This is a genomic window from Streptomyces pristinaespiralis, from assembly GCF_001278075.1.
GTDB classification, from domain to species: Bacteria; Actinomycetota; Actinomycetes; order Streptomycetales; family Streptomycetaceae; genus Streptomyces; species Streptomyces pristinaespiralis.
The window spans coordinates 5,652,716-5,670,950 of the sequence record NZ_CP011340.1 but is presented as its reverse complement, the minus strand read 5'-3'; the positions used below and the strand labels follow the sequence as shown (position 1 = coordinate 5,670,950).

The window sequence follows — 18,235 nt, the reverse complement described above, 5'->3', positions numbered from 1 at the left end:
TTCGACGCTTCTTTGAAGCAGATCTGAACGATGGCAAGGTGTCCGGGCATGGCAAAGGCGCCCGGGTGCGTCGCACACCGGGCGCCTTCGGACCGGGATCAGTCCTGCGTCAGCTCTGCTTCTTGGACTTGTCGAGCACCATCACCAGGCCGGCGATCACCGCGAAGAGGGCGAGCGGCGCCACCACGTACAGGCCGAGGGTCTCGGCCACGCTCAGGCCCGGACCCGGGTCGTCGCCGTCGTCCGGGGTGAGCGCAAGCGCGGGGGACGACATGAGCAGCATCATCAGCGTCGTACCGGCCGCTACGGCGCCGGCGCGCAAGGCGTTCTTCTTGTCCACGGTGCCCAACGTAGCGAACGGCTATGACGGCCGCGCGTCCGGGGGTGCCGTACGGGCCGCGAAGACCTCCAGCAGACGGTGCAGCCTGGGCGAGGCGGCCAGCTCCTCCAGGCTCATGGGGCGCCCTTCGGCGTCGGAGACGGGCAGGCGCCAGTTCGGGTACTGGTCCCAGGTGCCCGGCAGGTTCTGGGGGCGGCGGTCGCCCACCGCGTCCGGGAGCCAGATCCCCACCATCCGCGCCGGGGTGCGCAGCAGATAGCGGTAGACGGCCCGGATCGCGCCCTCCTCGTCGCCCGCGCCCTCGGGCAGGAGGCCGAGGTCGAGCAGCAGGCCGAGCCACTCGGCGACATCGGCCGTCTCCTCCGTCTGCTCCTCCTCCAGGGGACGGGCCAGCAGACCGAGCCGGTGGCGCAGCTCCACATGACCGCCGGTGAGCCGGGCCGCCGTGGACGGCAGGTCGTGGGTGGTGGCGGTGGCGACGCAGCCTTCGCGCCACTTCGCGGGCGGCAGCGGGCGTCCGTCGCCGGTCCAGTCCCGTTCGAACCAGAGCACGGAGGTGCCGAGGACGCCGCGGCGGGAGAGGGCCTCCCGCACGCCGGGCTCGACCGTCCCGAGGTCCTCTCCTATGACGACGGCGCCCGCGCGGTGGGCCTCGAGGACGAGGACGGCGAGCATGGCCTCCGCGTCGTAGCGGACGTAGGCGCCTTCGGTGGGAGGGCTGCCGATCGGCACCCACCAGAGCCGGAACAGGCCCATCACGTGGTCGATGCGGAGCGCTCCCGCGTTGCGCAGGATGCCGCGCAGCAGCCCGCGGTAGGGGGCGTAGCCGGACGCGGCCAGCGCGTCCGGCCGCCACGGCGGCAGCCCCCAGTCCTGGCCGTGCGCGTTGAACGCGTCCGGTGGGGCGCCGACCGACATCCCGGCGGCGAAGGAGTCCTGCTGCGCCCAGGCGTCGGCGCCCCCGGGGTGCACGCCGACCGCGAGGTCGTGGACGATCCCCACCGCCATGCCGGCCTCGCGGGCCGCGCGTCCGGCGGCGGCCAGCTGCTCGTCGGTCAGCCAGACCAGCCTGCGGTGGAAGTCGACCCGCTCGGCCAGCCCGGCCCTGGCCTCCGCCGTCTGCGGCGAGCGGGGGTCGCGCAGCGCGGCGGGCCAGTCGTGCCACTCGGAGCCGTACACCTCGGCGAGCGCGCACCAGGTGGCGTGGTCCTCCAGCGCCTGGCCCTGTTCGTCGGCGAAGTCGCGGTAGGCGGCGCGGCGGCCGGGGCCGAGGGGGATGCGGTGGATGATCTCCAGCGCCTCGCGCTTGAGCTCCCAGACGGCGTCCCGGTCGATCAACGCGCCTTTGTCGAGCACCGATTCACGCAGCTCCGCGGCCCGGTCGCGCAGATCCTCCAGCCGCTGCCGGTCCGCCGGGTCGGCGTACACGTACTCCGGCACGTCCTCGATGCGCAGATGGACGGGGTCGGGGAAGCGACGGGAGGAAGGGCGGTACGGGGACGGGTCGGTGGGGGCGCCCGGCACGGCGGCGTGCAACGGGTTCACCTGGACGAAGGACGCGCCGAGCGACCGTCCCGACCAGGTGGCCAGCTCGGCGAGGTCACCGAGGTCCCCCATGCCCCAGGAACGCGCGGAGAGCAGGGAGTAGAGCTGGACGAGGAAGCCGTGCGAGCGCCCTTCCGGGCCGGGCACCTGCGCGGGAGCGACGACCAGGCCGGCGTCGGTGCTGCGGCCGTCGGGCGTCCCGGCACTCAGCCGGTGCACACCGAGCGGCAGTTGCCGCCACACCAGAGCACCGTCCGGGCCTCCGGCGCCGTCCGCGGGGGCAGGGGCCGGGCCGGCGTCGTGCGGGGCGCCGCCGACGGGCTGTGCGGCCGCCTTCCCCGGGGTGGTCCAGCTGAGCTCGCGGCCCTCCTCCGTGGTCACGCGGACGGTCGTGCCGGCGGGGAGGGCGGTCAGGGCCGGCGGGACGCCGGCCCCCTCCGGGCCGGGGCCTTGCCATACGACCACCGTGCGGGGCAGCAGCCGGCCCGCCGCTGCCCGCTCGGCGCGGTCCAGCGCGGTGCGTACCGCCTCCGGCGTGGACGCGTCGATGTCCAGCGCGGCGAGAACGGCCACGACGGTGGCGTCCGGGACTGCGACGGTGACGCCCTTGGCGGGCGAGAAGGTCGTGGCGACTCCGTGCAGCTCGGCTAGCCGGGCAAGGCCCATGCGGACTCCTTCAGCCCCCCGGCGACTCCGTACCGCCCGCCGTGCCGTGGGCGGTCGGCTCGCTCGTCAGGGGCGCGATGTCGGCGAGCGGTGGCTCGCTGGTGAGCGGGGCGGCGTGAGCGAGCGGCGGCTCGCTCGTGAGGGGGACGTCGTAGGCGAGCGGCGGCTCGCCGGTCAGCGGGGCCTCGTGGGCGAGCGGGCACGCGGTCGGGGCCGGTTTCGACGGTCCCGGAATCCCGCCCGGGACCTGTTTGGACAAGGCGGAGAGCAGCAGGTGCGCGGATGCGGCCACGGTAATCACTCCAAAGGGACGTGAGGGGTCACAGCAGCCCTACCCAACGCGCGGGACGGCAGACGTGTCCGTTCGGTCAACGTGTTCCGTGTCACATTCCGTTCCCCGTTTGTCACTTGCCCCGATCATTCACCACGCCAGGCAAAAGGCGCACAACGGCCACGCACATTGACACTCCGACGGTGGTGGTGGTGGGCTCGAAACCGACCGGAATGGCAGGGGTCGGACGAGGGGAGACAGCCGTGCGGCTCGGGGCCAGGAGACGTACCGCGGCAGCCGTCGCGGTCGCCGTCATCGGTGGTCTGCTCGGCGGTGCGGGAACCGCGCACGGCGCGACCGCGCGACCGCAGGAGCCCGGCTCCCCCTCAGGCGCCGCGCAGGACCCGGAGGGCACCGCCGCGACACCCTCCGTGTGGCCGCGCCCGCAGTCCCTGCGCACCCGGGGCGAGGCCGTACGGCTGGGTGACGAGGTGACCGTCGTCGCGGATCCGGCCGCCGACCCGTACGCGGTCGAACTGCTCGAGCAGTTGCTCCGCGAGTCCGGCGTCCGCACCGTGCACACGCAACTGCCCGGCCGCGGGCCCGTCGTCCGTCTCGGGGGCGGCGACGCCCTCTCGGCGCTGCGCGCCCTGCGCGCGCCGGAGCGTGACGACCTGCCGTCCGGCGGCTACCGGCTCGCCGTGGGCCGCGTCGGGGACCGTGACACCGTCGCCCTCGACGGGGTCGGCGACGACGGCCTCTTCCACGGCGTGCAGACCCTGCGCCAACTGGTCAAGGAGGGAACGGTCGCCTCAGTCGTCGTACGCGACTGGCCGGGGACCGCGGTACGCGGTACGACGGAGGGCTTCTACGGACGCCCCTGGAACCGTGAGCAGCGCCTGGCGCAGCTCGACTTCATGGGGCGCACCAAGCAGAACCGCTATCTCTACGCCCCCGGCGACGACCCCTTCCGGCAGACCCGCTGGCGCGACCCCTATCCCGCCGCCCAGCGTGCACAGCTGCGGGAACTGGCGGAGCGGGCGCGGAAGAACCACGTCACCCTGGCCTGGGCCGTGGCGCCCGCCCAGTCGATGTGTCTGGCCGACGAGGCGGACATGAAGGCCCTGACCCGCAAGATCGACGCGATGTGGGCGCTGGGATTCCGGGCGTTCCAGCTGCAGTTCCAGGATGTCAGCTACAGCGAATGGCACTGCTCCAAGGACGCGAGGACCTTCGGCTCCGGTCCCGGCGCGGCGGCGAAGGCGCACGCCCGGGTCGCGGGCGAGGTGGCACGCCACCTGGCGGAGCGTCACCCCGGTGCGGAGCTGTCCGTGATGCCGACCGAGTTCTACCAGGAGGGCACGACCGACTACCGGCGGGCGCTCGCGGAGCAGCTCGACGGCTCGGTACGGGTGGCGTGGACCGGGGTCGGAGTGGTGCCCCGCACGATCACCGGCCGCGAACTCGCGGGCGCCCGGGACGCCTTCGACCACCCCCTGGTCACCATGGACAACTACCCGGTCAACGACTACGCGCAGGACCGGCTGTTCCTCGGCCCGTACACCGGCCGTGAGCCCGCGGTGGCGACCGGGTCCGCCGCGCTGCTCGCCAATGCGATGGAACAGGCCACCGCCTCCCGCGTCCCGCTGTTCACCGCCGCCGACTACGCCTGGAACCCGAAGGGTTACCGGCCCGAGCAGTCCTGGCAGGCCGCGCTGGACGACCTGGCCGGCGGGGACGCGGGTGCCAGGGAGGCGCTGCGCGCCCTCGCGGGGAACGACGCGTCCTCGATCCTGGACCCCGACGACGAGTCGGCCTACCTGCGGCCCTTGCTGGACGAGTTCTGGCGTTCCCGCGCCACGGCGGACACCGCGGCCAGGGACCGTGCGGCGACCGCGCTGCGCGCGGCCTTCACGGTGATGCGCCGGGCGCCGGACCGGCTCGCGGGCACCGCCGACGGCCGCCTCGCGGCCGAGGTCCGGCCCTGGCTCGACCAGTTGGCGCGGTACGGGAAGGCCGGCGAACTGGCGGTCGACATGCTTCAGGCGCAGGGGCGCGGCGACGGCGAGGCCGGGTGGCGCGCCTCCCTGGCCCTCGAGCCGCTGCGCACGGACCTGGCCGCGAGCCGGGCCACGGTCGGCAAGGGCGTGCTGACGCCCTTCCTGGACCGGGCCGTGAAGGAGTCACGCGCCTGGACGGGCGCCGACCAGGCCCTGGCCGGCGGGCCCGGCGAGGACGTCGTGCGGCTGGCACGGCCCCGGCCCCTCACCGCCGTGACGGCGATGACCGCGCCCGCGAACGGCTCCCCGCGCTCCGCCGAGTCCGCGGGCCGGCTCGAGGTGCACGTCCCCGGCGAGGGCTGGCGTGAGCTGGGCCCGCTGTCCGCGGGCGGCTGGACCCAGGCCGACGCGGCGGGGCTGCGGGTGGACGCCCTGCGCGTCACGACCGGCGGCGGCGACAGGCCGGCCGTGCGCTCCCTGGTGCCCTGGTTCGCGGACGACCCCGCCGCAGGCCTCGACCTCGTCCGTGAGACGACCAGCGCCGAGATCGGCGGCAGGCCGCAGCGCGCCGACGTCCGGCTGACGGCCCAGCGCCCCGGCGAGGTGCGCGGCACGCTCACGGCGAAGGCGCCGGCGGGCATCAAGGTGAGCGTCCCGAAGCAGACCACCGTCCCCCGGGGCGTGCGCACCACGGTGCCGGTGGAGGTCACCGTCCCCAAGGACACCCCCGCGGGCGAGTACCGGGTGCCGCTGTCCTTCGCCGGGCAGGAACGCACGCTCACCGTGCGCGCCTTCCCGCCCACCGGCGGCGGTGACCTGACGCGCGAGGCGGGCGCCAAGGCGTCCTCGTCCGGGGACGAGACGGCCGACTTCCCGGCCGCCGCCGCGATCGACGGCGACGCCGGCACCCGCTGGGCGTCCCCCGTCGGACCGAGCGCGTGGTGGCAGGTGGAGCTGGCCCGGCCGGCCCGGGTCGGCCAGGTGAGGCTGCACTGGCAGGAGGCGTACGCGACGCGGTACCGCATACAGGTGTCCGCGGACGGCAGGGTCTGGCGCACCGCGGCGACGGTCACCGACGGCAGGGGCGGCCGCGAGTCGGTCCGGATGGACGCGCAGGGCACGCGGTTCGTGCGGGTGCAGGGGGACGAGCGGGCGACGGAGTTCGGCTACTCGCTGTTCTCGGTCGAGGCGTACGCGGTGGCGGAGGGTGCGCGTTAGGACCGCCGCGCCCGCGCCTCGATCGCCGCGGAGGGGCCGGCGGAGCCGGCCCTTCCGGCGGTCGAGGACACCGGGCGGATCCCGGCGGGCGGGCGCGCGCTACGCCGAGATGCCGTCGATGCGGGTGATCGCGTCGTCCGCGCCGTACGGCTGGAGGTAGGGCAGCCAGCGCGGATCGCGGTGGCCGGTTCCGATGATGCGCCAGGCGAGACCGCTCGGCGGGGCCGGCTGGTGGCGCAGGCGCCAGCCGAGTTCCCGCAGGTGACGGTCGGCCTTGACGTGGTTGCAGCGGCGGCACGCGGCGACCACGTTGTCCCAGGCGTGCTGCCCACCGCGACTGCGCGGAACGACATGGTCGACGCTGGTTGCGACGCCACCGCAGTACATACAGCGCCCGCCGTCGCGGGCGAAGAGGGCTTTGCGGGTAAGAGGAACGGGCCCCCGGTAGGGGACCCGCACGAACCGTTTGAGACGCACGACGCTGGGCGCGGCGACGACGCGGCTCTCGCTATGCATGAAGGCGCCGGACTCCTCGAGGCAGAGAGCCTTGTTCTCCAGGACGAGGACGAGCGCGCGGCGGAGCGGTACGACGCCGAGGGGCTCGTACGACGCGTTGAGGACCAGGACGTGCGGCACGGTGGATGCCTCCTTGTACGCCGGCGGCGCGTGGCTCGCGCCGGGACGATCTGCCATCAGTTTGTCCTCATGGCCGCTTCCTGCGCCACCACGTATGCGTAACGGGCTCGAGGTGTTTTCCGCCACAAGGGCGCCGCCGGGTCCCCCACGCCGCCCGGGAGCCCGGCGTGGCCCCCCTCCGGAGGGGCCGGTGAGCCTCGTCTCTCGGCCGTGGAACGAGGCGGATCACGCCGGATGCCCCGTTAGGGTTATTGGTCTCCCACCGCAAGCTGGAGGTTCCTCCTGTGACCGCCTTCTGGTCGTCCGCACTGCTGGACGCTGACGCCTCGCCCGCTCCTGTCACGCTCGACGAGGCCGCCAAGCGCGCCGAGAGCGCGGCCGGCTGGGTCGAGGAGAACTGGTCCACCTGGCTGAACACCGGACTGCGCATCACGCTGATCCTGATCGTCGCGCTGGTGCTGCGGATGCTGGTGCGCCGGGCGCTGACGAAGCTGATAGCGCGGATGAACCGCTCGGCGCAGGCCGTGGAGGGCACGGCGCTGGGGGGTCTGCTGGTCAACGCGGAGCGGCGTCGCCAGCGCTCCGAGGCCATCGGTTCCGTGCTGCGCTCCATCGCGTCGTTCCTGATCCTCGGCACCGCGGGTCTGATGATCCTCGGGGCGTTCCAGATCGATCTGGCGCCGCTGCTCGCCTCCGCGGGTGTGGCCGGTGTCGCGATCGGTTTCGGCGCCCGCAATCTCGTCACCGACTTCCTCTCCGGCGTCTTCATGATCATGGAGGACCAGTACGGGGTCGGGGACTCGATCGACGCGGGTGTCGCGTCGGGCGAGGTGATCGAGGTGGGGCTGCGGGTCACCAAGCTGCGCGGCGACAACGGCGAGATCTGGTACGTGCGCAACGGTGAGATCAAGCGGATCGGCAACCTGAGCCAGGGCTGGGCGACGGCGGCCGTCGACGTCACGGTCCGTTCCTCCGAGGACCTGGACCACGTCAAGGCCGTCATCGGCGAGGTCGCGGACGACCTGGCGAAGGCGGAGCCGTGGAACGAGCAGCTGTGGGGCCCGCTCGAGACGCTGGGTCTGACCGAGGTACTGCTCGACTCGATGACGTTCCGGGTCTCCGCCAAGACGATGCCGGGCAAGGCGCTGGGGGTCGAGCGGGAGGTGCGCTGGCGGATCAAGCGTGCGTTCGACGAGGCGGGCATCCGTATCGTCGGCGGCCTGCCGCAGCCGGCGGAGGAGTCCGTGCCGGACCCGACCGCGGGCATGGCCGCCCCGTCGGCCTTCTCCTCCGCGGTCTCGCCGCAGTCGATGGCCGCGTCGCCGATACCGCCTCCGGCGAACCTCTCCAAGTAGTGTCACGGGGGCAGGAAGCCCCATGACGACGCCCCCTTCGGTAACGCTTTGGTTGCCCAGGGGGCGTTTGCCATTGACGTCGTCCTGCGGGCGGCCTACTTTCGTCCCCACGGAATAGGAAACTTTCCTAACAGTCCAGGTCGAGAGGCCGGGCCGAGAGGCAGGTGCAAGCGTCGTGGCCGGAACCACGCCCGGTACCCCGCGCGTACTGCGCGCCATGAACGACCGTGCCGCGCTCGATCTGCTGCTCGAACACGGTCCCCTCTCGCGGACCCGGATCGGCAAGCTCACCGGTCTGTCGAAGCCCACCGCCTCCCAGCTGCTGGCCAGGCTCGAGGCCGCCGGCCTCGTCGTCGTCACCGGCACCACCGAGGGACGGCCGGGCCCCAGCGCCCAGCTGTACGCGATCAACGGGAACGTGGCCCACGCCGCCGGTCTCGACGTCACCCCCGAGCGGATCCGCGCCGCCGTCGCCGACGTCACCGGCGCGACCGTGGGCGAGTTCGAGCTCCCCACACCGGGACGGCGCGCCGACCGGGTCGTACGGCAGGTGACCGACGCGCTCGAAGGGGCCGTGAAGGCCGCCGGGCTGACCCGCACGGACGTCCAACGTCTCGTCATCGGCACCCCTGGCGCCTTCGACCCGTCCACCGGCCGGCTGCGGTACGCCTCGCACCTGCCCGGCTGGCACTCCCCCACCCTCCGGTACGAGCTGGCGGCGGCCCTGCCGATGCCCGTCGAGTACGAGAACGACGTCAACCTCGCCGCCGTCGCCGAGCAGCGTCTCGGCGCCGCCCACGGCCACGAGAACTTCGTCCTGCTGTGGAACGAGGAGGGCCTCGGCGCCGCCGTCGTCATCGGCGGCCGGCTGCACCGCGGCTTCACCGGCGGCGCCGGCGAGGTCGGCTTCCTGCCGGTGCCCGGGACGCCGCTGGTCCGCCAGGTGACCAAGGCCAACAGTGGCGGCTTCCAGGAACTCGCCGGTGCCCAGGCGCTCCCCCGGCTGGCCAGGGAGCTCGGTCTGGAGGACATCGGAAGCGGCCCGCACGCCGAGGTCGCGACCGCGCTCGTGGCGAGGGCCGCGGAGAACGACAGCGGACCGTACGGGCAGCTGCTCGACGCCTTCGCGACCGGGCTGGCCACCGGTCTGGCCTCCATGGTGGCCGTGCTCGACCCGGAGCTGGTCGTCCTCTCCGGCGAGGTCATCGCCGCCGGCGGCGAGCCGCTGCGGACGCGGGTGCAGGCGGAGCTGACCGAGCTCGCCGCGTCCCGGCCGCGCCTCGTGCTCGGAGCCGTACGCCGGCATCCGGTGCTGCGCGGTGCGCTGGAGAGCGCGCTGGCCACCACCCGCGACGAGGTGTTCGACACCTCGCGCTGACCCCCGACCCGCCCGGGGCCCGCCGCCTTGCCGTAGCGGGCCGGCCCCTCGTCCCTCCGCCCTTCCTTCCCCCCTTCCTTCCCCCGTCCTTGTCACAGGGAGGCACCGCCATGCCCAGAAACCGCCGGACCAAGGGCGCCGCGCTCGCCGCGACCGCCGCGATATCGCTTCTCGCCACGGCCTGTACGGGATCGGCCGGGAGCGGCGCCACGGACGACCCGAAGGCGAAAACGACCCTCACCTTCTGGCACGGCTGGTCCGCGCCCGGCGAGGTCGCGGCGATCGAGGCCAACATCGACTCGTTCGAGAAGAAGCACCCCAACATCAAGGTCAAGGTCGTCAAGGGCATCACGGACGACAAGCTCAACCAGGCCCTGCGCGCGGGCGGTTCGAACGCGCCCGACGTGGTCTCCTCGTTCACCACCGACAACGTCGGCCGGTTCTGCTCCACCAACGCGCTCGCCGACCTGAAGCCGTTCCTCGCGAAGTCGGACATCGACCCGGCGCGGACCTTCCTGCCGCAGATGGCCAAGTACACCGAGCACGAGGGCAAGCGGTGCGCCGTGCCGCTGCTGGGTGACGCGTACGGCCTCTACTACAACAAGAAGGCCTTCGCCGAGGCCGGGATCACCGCGCCGCCGAAGACGCTCTCCGAGTTCGACAAGGTCGCCCAGAAACTGACCAGAACCAAGGGCGACAGCTACGAGCAGCTCGGCTTCATGCCGAACTTCCAGGGCTACGAGACGACGTTCGAGCACTACGCGTCACAGTTCGGCGTCCGGTACTTCGACGCGGAGGGCAGGTCCGACCTGGCCGGGGACCCCGCCGCCAAGGCGCTGTTCACCTGGCAGAAGAACCTGGCCGACAAGCTCGGCGGCTACAAGAAGCTGGAGAAGTTCCGCACCGGCCTCGGCGACGAGTGGGGACCCAAGCACCCCTTCCACACCGGGCAGGTCGCCATGCAGCTGGACGGCGAATGGCGCGGCAAGATGGCCCAGGACGCCGGCCTGGACTTCGAGATCGGCGCGGCCCCCTTCCCCGTCCCGGACGACCAGGCCGCCGACTACGGCAAGGGTTATCTCTCGGGAACGATCCTCGGTATCGCGGGGGTGAGCAAGAAGCAGAACGCGGCCTGGGAGCTGGTGAAGTACCTCTCCACCGACACCGACGCGGTCGTCTCCTTCGCCAACGCCATCCACAACGTGCCCTCCACCGTGGCGGCGCTGAAGTCCCCGAAGCTGAACGACGACCCGCTGTACCGCACCTTCGTGGACATCGCCCAGCACCCCAAGAGCTCCCACGCCCCTTCGTCCGTCAACGGCGGCGCGTTCCTGCTGACCGCCCAGGACCTCGGCGTGCGCCACGAGGCCGGCCGGGAGAAGGATCTCGACGCGGGCCTGAAGAAGACCGACGCCCAGATCGACAAGGACAACGAGCAGGCACGCTGATGGCCGCCACCACCTTCCGTCCGCCGGTGAGCCGTGCGCTGCGGGCCAAGCGCCGCAGGTCGGCGCTGCGCACGCTGGGCTTCCTGTCCCCCTGGCTGATCGGCTTCGCGGTCTTCTTCGCCTACCCGCTGGTGTCGACCGTCTACTTCTCCTTCATGGAGTACGACGGCTTCGCCCCGCCGGTGTGGGTGGGCCTCAAGAACTGGTCGTACGTCTTCAACGACTACGTCTTCTTCTGGCCGGCCCTGCGCAACACCCTGTGGCTGGTCGCCGTGATGGTGTCGCTGCGGGTGCTGTTCGGGATCGGCATCGGGCTGCTGATCACGAAGATCAAGACGGGTGCCGGGGTCTTCAGGACGCTCTTCTACCTGCCGTACCTGGCTCCGCCCGTCGCCGCGACCATGTCGTTCGTCTTCCTGCTCAACCCCGGTACGGGACCCGCCAACACCATCCTCGAGTCCGTTGGGCTGCCCGCGCCCGGCTGGTTCACCGACCCCGCCTGGTCGAAGCCCTCGCTGACGATCCTCGCCCTGTGGGGCATCGGCGACCTGATGGTGATCTTCATGGCGGCGCTGCTCGACGTCCCCAAGGAGCAGTACGAGGCGGCGGAGCTGGACGGCGCCCGCGCCTGGCAGCGGTTCCGCTACGTCACCTTCCCCAACATCTCCCCCATCGTGCTGTTCGCCGTGGTCACCGGGGTGATCGCGACCATGCAGTACTACACGGAGCCGCTGGTGGCGGCGAAGGTGGCGAGCGGGGTGATCGGCGGCTCCGGGCAGCAGTTCGAGCCCGGTTATCCGGACAGGACCACGCTGACCGTCCCGCAGACGATCTACAACCTCGGCTTCCAGCGCTTCGACACCGGCGCGGCCTGCGTGGTCGCCCTGGTGCTGTTCGCCCTGGCCATGGCCTTCACGGCGATCCTGATGCGGCGGCGCTCCGGCTTCATGTCGGCGGAGGACTGAACGATGACCACGATGACCCCGACCCCTGCCCGTGCCGCGTACGAGCCGGCCGCCCCCGGCCGGGGAGGCACCGCCGCCCGGCGGTCCGCACGGCGCCGCGCGACCCTGGAATGGATCGCCGTCCACTCACTGGCGATCGCCGCCGCGTTGTTCTTCCTGCTGCCGTTCGTCTTCGTGTTCCTGACCGCCGTGATGAACGACGACCAGGCGCTCACCCGCGACCTGTGGCCGCGGACCTGGGAGTGGGGCAACTTCGTCACCGTCTGGAACACCCCCGGATTCCTGACCTGGTGGCGCAACACCCTGCTGTACGCGGGCCTCGGCACGGTGCTCGCCGTCGCCTCCAGCATCCCGGTGGCCTACGCGCTCGCCAAGTTCCGCTTCCGCGGCCGCAATCTGGCGATGATGCTGGTGATCGCGATGATGATGCTGCCGCCGCAGGTCGTCGTCGTACCGATGTACCTCTTCTGGGCGAAACAGCTGGACCTCGCCGGCACCCTGTGGCCGCTGATCATCCCGTTCGCCTTCGGCAACGCGTTCACCATCTTCCTGCTGCGGCAGTTCCTGCTGACCATCCCGAAGGAGTACACGGAAGCGGCCAGGATCGACGGCTGCGGCGAGTTCCGCACGATGGTGCGGATCGTGCTGCCGATGGCGAGGCCGGCGATCGCTGCGGTCGCCCTGTTCCACTTTTTCTACTGCTGGAACGACTACTTCGGCCCGCAGATCTACGCCTCGGAGAACCCGGCCGCCTGGACCCTGAGCTACGGCCTGGAGTCCTTCAAGGGCGCCCACCAGACCGACTGGAACCTCACCATGGCCGCCACGGTCATGATCATGGCACCCGTGATCGTCGTCTTCTTCTTCGCACAAAAGGCCTTCATCGAAGGCGTCACACTGACCGGAGTGAAGGGCTAGGCCCTGTCCGGACCGAGAAGGGCCCGTTCATGAAGCTCGCTGTAGTGGGGGGCGGTTCCACCTACACCCCCGAACTCATCGACGGTTTCGCGCGGATGCGCGACACCCTGCCGATCGAGGAACTCGTACTGATCGATCCGGCGGCCGACCGCCTCGAACTGGTCGGCGGTCTCGCCCGGCGGATCTTCGCCAAGCAGGACCACCCCGGGAAGATCGTCACCACCTCCGATCTCGACGCGGGCGTCGACGGCGCCGACGCCGTGCTGCTCCAGCTGCGGGTGGGCGGCCAGGCCGCCCGCGAGCAGGACGAGACCTGGCCGCTGGAATGCGGCTGCGTCGGCCAGGAGACCACCGGCGCGGGCGGCCTCGCCAAGGCGCTCCGGACCGTTCCCGTCGTCCTCGACATCGCCGAGCGGGTGCGCCGCACCAGTCCCGACGCGTGGATCATCGACTTCACCAACCCGGTCGGCATCGTCACCCGGGCTCTGCTCCAGGCCGGGCACAAGGCCGTCGGGCTGTGCAACGTGGCCATCGGCTTCCAGCGGAAGTTCGCCGCGCTGCTGGACGTCGCCCCCGCCGACGTCCACCTGGACCACGTCGGGCTGAACCACCTCACCTGGGAGACCGCCGTCCGTCTCGGCGGCCCGGAGGGCGACAACGTGCTGCCGCGGCTGCTCGCCGAGCACGGTGACGCGGTGGCGGCCGACCTGCGCATGCCGCGCGAACTGATCGACCGCCTCGGCGTCGTGCCCTCGTACTACCTGCGCTACTACTACGGCCACGACGAGGTCGTACGGGAGCTGCGGACGAAGCCGTCCCGGGCCGCGGAGGTCGCGCAGATGGAGAAGCGGCTCCTAAAGATGTACGGCGACCCGCAGCTCGACGAGAAGCCGGAACTGCTCGCCAAGCGCGGCGGCGCCTTCTACTCGGAGGCCGCCGTCGACCTCGCCGCCTCGCTCCTCGGCGGCGCCGGCTCCCCGTACCAGGTGGTGAACACGTACAACAACGGCACACTCCCCTTCCTGCCGGACGATGCCGTGATCGAGGTGCAGGCCGCGGTCGGCCCCCAGGGGGCGACACCACTGGCGGTGGGTGAACTCGATCCGCTGTACGCGGGGTTGACCGCCAATGTGACGGCGTACGAGGACCTGGCGCTGGAGGCCGCGCTGCGCGGCGGGCGCGACCGGGTCTTCAAGGCGCTGCTGTCGCACCCGCTGGTCGGCCAGTACGAATACGCGCAGCAGCTCACCGAGCAGCTGATCGCGCACAACCGGGAGCACCTCGCGTGGGCGTGAGCGAACTCCCCGGGCAAAGACCCGCTGCCGGGCCCGCCGGGACCGTCCTCGCCATCGACGCGGGGAACAGCAAGACCGATGTGGCGTTCGTCGGCGCCGACGGCACGGTGCTCGGCTCCGGCCGCGGGTCCGGTTTCCAGCCGCCGAAGGTCGGCGTCAGGGCCGCGATCGACGCACTGGCCGCCACGGTCGAGGAGGCCAGGGCCACCAGCGGCGTCACCGGGCAGGTCGAGCATGTCTCGGCCTGCCTGGCCAACGCCGATCTGCCGGTGGAGGAGAGGGAGTTGACCGCTGCCCTGGACGGGCGCGGCTGGGGGCGCAGTACCCAGGTCCGCAACGACACCTTCGCGATCCTGCGGGCGGGGGTGGACGAGCCGCGGGGTGTGGCGGTCGTGTGCGGGGCGGGCATCAACTGCGTGGGCATGCTGCCCGACGGCCGCACCGCGCGCTTCCCCGCGCTCGGGAAGATCTCCGGCGACTGGGGCGGCGGCTCGGGCCTCGCGGAGGAGGCGCTGTGGTGGGCGGCACGCGCGGAGGACGGTCGCGGCGAGCCGACGGCGCTCGCCGCCACGCTGCCCGCGCACTTCGGGCTGGACTCCGTGTACGCCCTGATCGAGGCGCTGCATCTGGGCCGTGTGGCCGCCGTGCGCAAGCACGAACTGGCGCCGGTGCTCTTCGCGACGAGCGCCGCCGGGGACCCGGTGGCCAGGGCGCTGGTGCACCGGCAGGCGGAGGAGGTGGTGGCGATGGCGGCGGTCGCGCTGGACCGCCTCGGGCTGCTCGACGAGGAGGTGCCGGTGCTCCTCGGCGGCAGCGTGCTCGCCGCCCGGCACCCCGAACTCGACGGGCGCATCCGGGAACTGCTCGCGGCCAGGGCGCCGAAGGCCGTCGTCGAGGTGGTGACGGCGGCGCCGGTACTGGGGGCGGCGCTGCTGGGGCTGGACCACATCGGGGCCTCCGCCGGGGCGCGGGCGGCGCTGCGCGCCCACTACGCGTAGCGCCTCGCCCGCCACACGACGCCGCTCGCGCCCTCGGGGGTGCGGGCGGCGTCGCTCTGGGGGCGGTTGGCGGGCGGTGGTCGGGTGGGGTGGTGTCGGTTGGCGGGCGGTGCTCGGCGGGCGGGCAGTGGTCAATGCGCCGGTGGCGCTCGGTGCGCGGGCGACGCGCGGTGCGCCGGCGGCGGGCGGTGAGCGGGCGCCGGTGGCGCTCGGCGTGGGGTGGTGCTCGGTTGGCGAGCGACGCGCGGTGCGCCGGCGGCGGGCGGTGCGCGGGCGCCGGTGGTGCTCGGTTGGCGAGCGGTGCTCGGCGGGCGGTGCTCGGCGGGCGGTGCTCAGTGCGCCGGCCGCGCTCTGTGCGCGGGCGACACGCGGTGCGCGGGCGACACGCGGTGCGCCGGTGGCGATCGGTGTGCCGGTGCGCCGGAGTTGCGGGCGCGTTTCGTGTGCCGCGGTGTGCGTAGCGGCGTTTCGTGCGCCGTGGGTGCGCGGCCGGCGCCTCGTGCGCCCTCCTTGCGGGGGTCCGAGGGAACCGATCAAGGCCGGGAAGCGTATTCATGGTGGGGACATCAAGGGGAGGTCACGCTGACGGGGTGTCCGGCGTCCGCGCCGGTATCAAGATCGGGTCAATTGTGGTGTGAGGCGGTCCCCTGCGGCCATACTGCTGGCCGGGAGTAGTCCCAGGACCCGCCGGGGGGCGGGCCGACGTCAGCGACCAAGGGGGAGGTCACGTGACACACCCGCCGAATGTGCGCACAGCGCCTCAGTCGGCTCCGGCCCATGCGCCCGAAATCCCGCCCGCGCACGTGCCCGGCGGGCCGGCGGGGCGGGGCGCCTGGGCGGAGGGCCGCCGACGGCTGCGCGCAGCGGCGACCACGGAGCCTGGCCGGCTCCAGATCATCGGCGCGGTACTGGCGGCGCTGGTCGTGGCGTTCGGCGCGGTGACGGTGCTCGAGGTCTCCTCGCGGGCCACGGCCGCGGACGACGTGGTGACCCGCAGTCAGCCGCTCACCGCCGACGCCGCCTCGATCTACCGCTCGCTCGCCGACGCGGACACGGCGGCCTCCAGCGGCTTCCTGGCCGGCGCGGAGGAGCCGCGTGAGGTGGCAGAGCGGTACGACAAGGACATCGCGCTCGCCTCCCGACTGCTCGTCAAGGCCGCCACGAACGCCGGCAGTTCCAGCGAGTCCGGGCAGCAGATAGCCGAGCTGAACGAGGCGCTGCCGCGCTACACGGCCCTGGTGGAGACCGCCCGGGCCAACAACCGGCTGGGCCGGCCACTGGGCGGCGCGTATCTCCGTTTCGCCAACGAGCAGATGTCGCGGGACCTGCTGCCGGCCGCCCAGAGGCTGTACGACGCGGAGACGGCGCGGCTCCAGCAGGACGACGACGACGCCCGGTTCTGGCCGGTGCTGTCCGCGACGGCCGGTGCGGTGGCCATCGGCGCCCTCCTATGGGCGCAGCGCCGCAACTACCGCCGTACCAACCGGGTGTTCAACCACGGCCTGCTCGTCGCGACGGCGGCTTCCACGGTGCTGCTGCTGTGGCTCGCGGTGGGGCACACCGTGGCCCGCGCGCAGCTCGCCGACGCCGACCGGCACGGCCAGCAGTCCCTCAAGGTGCTGGGCGACGCGCGGATCAACTCCCTGAAGGCCCGCGCCAACGAGAACCTGACGGTGGTGGCACGGGGCGCCGTGCTCACCGACGACGGCAAGAGCGACAAGTACGAGACGGACTACGCCGCCGGCATGGACCGGCTCGGCGAACAGCTGCACCTGGCCCAGCGGCTGGCCGACGACAGCGCGGGCCGCGGGCCGGTCGACGCCGCGGTCGAGGCCGTGTCCGAGTGGCGGGAGCGCCACAAGGACGTCACCAGGACCGACCGGGCCGGCGACTACGACGGCGTGGTCCGCAAGGTGATCGGCGCGAAGGGCTCCACGGGCGAGTCCTTCGACAAGGTGGACGCGGCGCTGGAGAAGGCGCTGGCGCACGAGCAGCGCGAGTTCACGGCTGCGGCCGAGGACGCACGCGGAGCGCTGACGGGGCTGCCCCTCGGGGCGGTCACGCTCGGTGTCCTCGGCGCGGCGGGTGCCGTGCTCGGCATCAACCGCAGGCTTTCGGAGTACCGGTGAGAGGGGGAGCGATGACGGACTCGGAAGCACGCCCGGGACGCCGGCGCACTCTGCGGGGCTGGGGCGGCGTCGCGGGGATGGCGGCCGCCTGCGCACTGACCGCCGCCGTCACCCTGCTGCCGCTGTCCCACGGCGGTGACGCCCTGACGCCCGGCACCGGCCAGGGCGTGGCCTCCACCCTGCCCGTCAAGGCGGACACCTGTGAGGACCCCGAGGCGTCGCTCACCCCTTCGGGTGCGGGCGGCCCCACGATCGACGCGATCAAGGAGCGGGGCAAGCTGATCGTCGGCGTCGACCAGAACAGCTACCGCTGGGGCTACCGCGATCCGGCCGGCGGTGGACTCGAGGGCTTCGACATCGACCTCGCCCGCGCCATCGCCGCCGACATCGTCGGCAGCCCGGACGCCGTCATCTTCCGCGCCATACCCACCAACCAGCGCATCGCCGCCCTGGAGAACGGCACCGTGGACATCGTGGTGCGCACGATGACCATCAGCTGCAGCCGTATCAAGCAGGTCGCCTTCTCCACCGCCTACTTCCAGGCGGGGCAGCAGGTGCTGGCCTCCAAGAGCTCGTCGATCACCGGCTACGACGAGTCGCTGAAGGGCAAGCGGGTCTGCTCCGCCGAAGGCTCGACGGCGTACGAGGCGCTGGAGCGCGACAGCTTCGGAGCGACGTTCAAGGACGAGCACGACGGGCGGCCGGAGGACGAGGACCTCTTCACGGTGCCCAACCAGCTCGACTGCCTGGTCAGGCTCCAGCAGGGCCTGGTCGACGCGATCGTCACGGACAACGCCCTGGCGGCAGGCCAGGCGGCCCAGGATCCGGCAGTCGAACTCAAGGGCGGTGCCCCGTTCACCACCGAGTACTACGGGGTGGCCACCAAGCTCGGCAACGACGACCTGGTGCGCCGGGTGAACCAGGTCCTGGTCGAGTACCGCAAGGGCCCTTGGAAGAAGGCGTACGACAAGTGGCTCGCGGCCGACCTGCCGGGCATCACCGGGCCGCCGCAGCCGAAGTACCGGGCAGGTTAGGCCGGCGCGGAGCGCGCGGGCGCACTGCAGGAACGACAG

At 72.6% G+C, this 18,235-nt stretch carries 14 protein-coding genes; 10 read left to right on the top strand and 4 right to left on the bottom strand.

From position 1 onward, the window contains the following. Positions 1-109 precede the first annotated feature (109 nt). The 3 genes from SPRI_RS24145 to SPRI_RS24135 are packed head-to-tail and all read right to left on the bottom strand — an operon-like array spanning position 110 to position 2,843. Positions 110-340: a hypothetical protein gene (locus SPRI_RS24145; protein WP_037776811.1), complete on the bottom strand. Its 231-nt coding sequence runs from the start codon at positions 338-340 to the stop codon at positions 110-112. Positions 341-361: 21 nt separating this feature from the next. Next, complete coding sequence (malQ, locus tag SPRI_RS24140; RefSeq protein ID WP_053557304.1) at positions 362-2,551, bottom strand: 4-alpha-glucanotransferase; 2,190 nt, start codon at positions 2,549-2,551, stop codon at positions 362-364. A gap of 10 nt (positions 2,552-2,561) precedes the next feature. Then, positions 2,562-2,843 (bottom strand): hypothetical protein, encoded by a 282-nt coding sequence (locus tag SPRI_RS24135; RefSeq protein ID WP_037774638.1) that lies wholly within the window; start codon positions 2,841-2,843, stop codon positions 2,562-2,564. Positions 2,844-3,085: 242 nt separating this feature from the next. Here SPRI_RS24135 and SPRI_RS24130 point away from each other — a divergent pair, with 242 nt between their 5' ends. After that, the gene (locus SPRI_RS24130) at positions 3,086-6,040 is read left to right on the top strand and encodes a beta-N-acetylglucosaminidase domain-containing protein (RefSeq protein ID WP_053557303.1); all 2,955 of its coding nucleotides are present in this window, start codon (positions 3,086-3,088) and stop codon (positions 6,038-6,040) included. A gap of 99 nt (positions 6,041-6,139) precedes the next feature. Here the strand turns inward: SPRI_RS24130 and SPRI_RS24125 are convergent, their stop codons facing one another. Further along, positions 6,140-6,676, bottom strand: coding sequence for an HNH endonuclease (locus SPRI_RS24125; protein ID WP_037776809.1), 537 nt, complete (start codon positions 6,674-6,676; stop codon positions 6,140-6,142). 284 nt (positions 6,677-6,960) lie between these two features. Here SPRI_RS24125 and SPRI_RS24120 point away from each other — a divergent pair, with 284 nt between their 5' ends. The 9 genes from SPRI_RS24120 (at position 6,961) to SPRI_RS24080 (ending at position 18,196) form a co-directional block, all read left to right on the top strand. Further along, entirely contained in the window at positions 6,961-8,031 is a 1,071-nt protein-coding gene (locus SPRI_RS24120; RefSeq protein ID WP_078535343.1) for a mechanosensitive ion channel family protein, read from the top strand. Between the two features lie 175 nt (positions 8,032-8,206). Further along, entirely contained in the window at positions 8,207-9,409 is a 1,203-nt protein-coding gene (locus tag SPRI_RS24115; protein WP_053557302.1) for an ROK family transcriptional regulator, read from the top strand. A gap of 110 nt (positions 9,410-9,519) precedes the next feature. Beyond that, positions 9,520-10,857, top strand: a complete 1,338-nt coding sequence (locus tag SPRI_RS24110) for an ABC transporter substrate-binding protein (protein WP_005317486.1) — start codon at positions 9,520-9,522, stop codon at positions 10,855-10,857. Further along, entirely contained in the window at positions 10,857-11,822 is a 966-nt protein-coding gene (locus SPRI_RS24105) for a carbohydrate ABC transporter permease (RefSeq protein ID WP_050791559.1), read from the top strand. Before SPRI_RS24110 ends, SPRI_RS24105 begins: the two co-directional genes overlap by 1 nt. Positions 11,823-11,834: 12 nt before the next feature. Next, positions 11,835-12,740, top strand: a complete 906-nt coding sequence (locus tag SPRI_RS24100; protein ID WP_050791744.1) for a carbohydrate ABC transporter permease — start codon at positions 11,835-11,837, stop codon at positions 12,738-12,740. Positions 12,741-12,769: 29 nt separating this feature from the next. Continuing rightward, positions 12,770-14,035: a 6-phospho-beta-glucosidase gene (locus SPRI_RS24095; RefSeq protein ID WP_005317480.1), complete on the top strand. Its 1,266-nt coding sequence runs from the start codon at positions 12,770-12,772 to the stop codon at positions 14,033-14,035. Then, positions 14,032-15,033 carry an N-acetylglucosamine kinase gene (locus tag SPRI_RS24090; protein ID WP_053557779.1) on the top strand — a complete coding sequence of 334 codons (1,002 nt, stop codon included), beginning with the start codon at positions 14,032-14,034 and terminating at the stop codon, positions 15,031-15,033. Before SPRI_RS24095 ends, SPRI_RS24090 begins: the two co-directional genes overlap by 4 nt. Before the next feature lie 728 nt (positions 15,034-15,761). Next, positions 15,762-17,162, top strand: coding sequence for a hypothetical protein (locus SPRI_RS24085; RefSeq protein WP_078951285.1), 1,401 nt, complete (start codon positions 15,762-15,764; stop codon positions 17,160-17,162). An 11-nt stretch (positions 17,163-17,173) separates the two neighbouring features. After that, complete coding sequence (locus tag SPRI_RS24080) at positions 17,174-18,196, top strand: glutamate ABC transporter substrate-binding protein (protein ID WP_053557300.1); 1,023 nt, start codon at positions 17,174-17,176, stop codon at positions 18,194-18,196. Positions 18,197-18,235 lie beyond the last annotated feature (39 nt).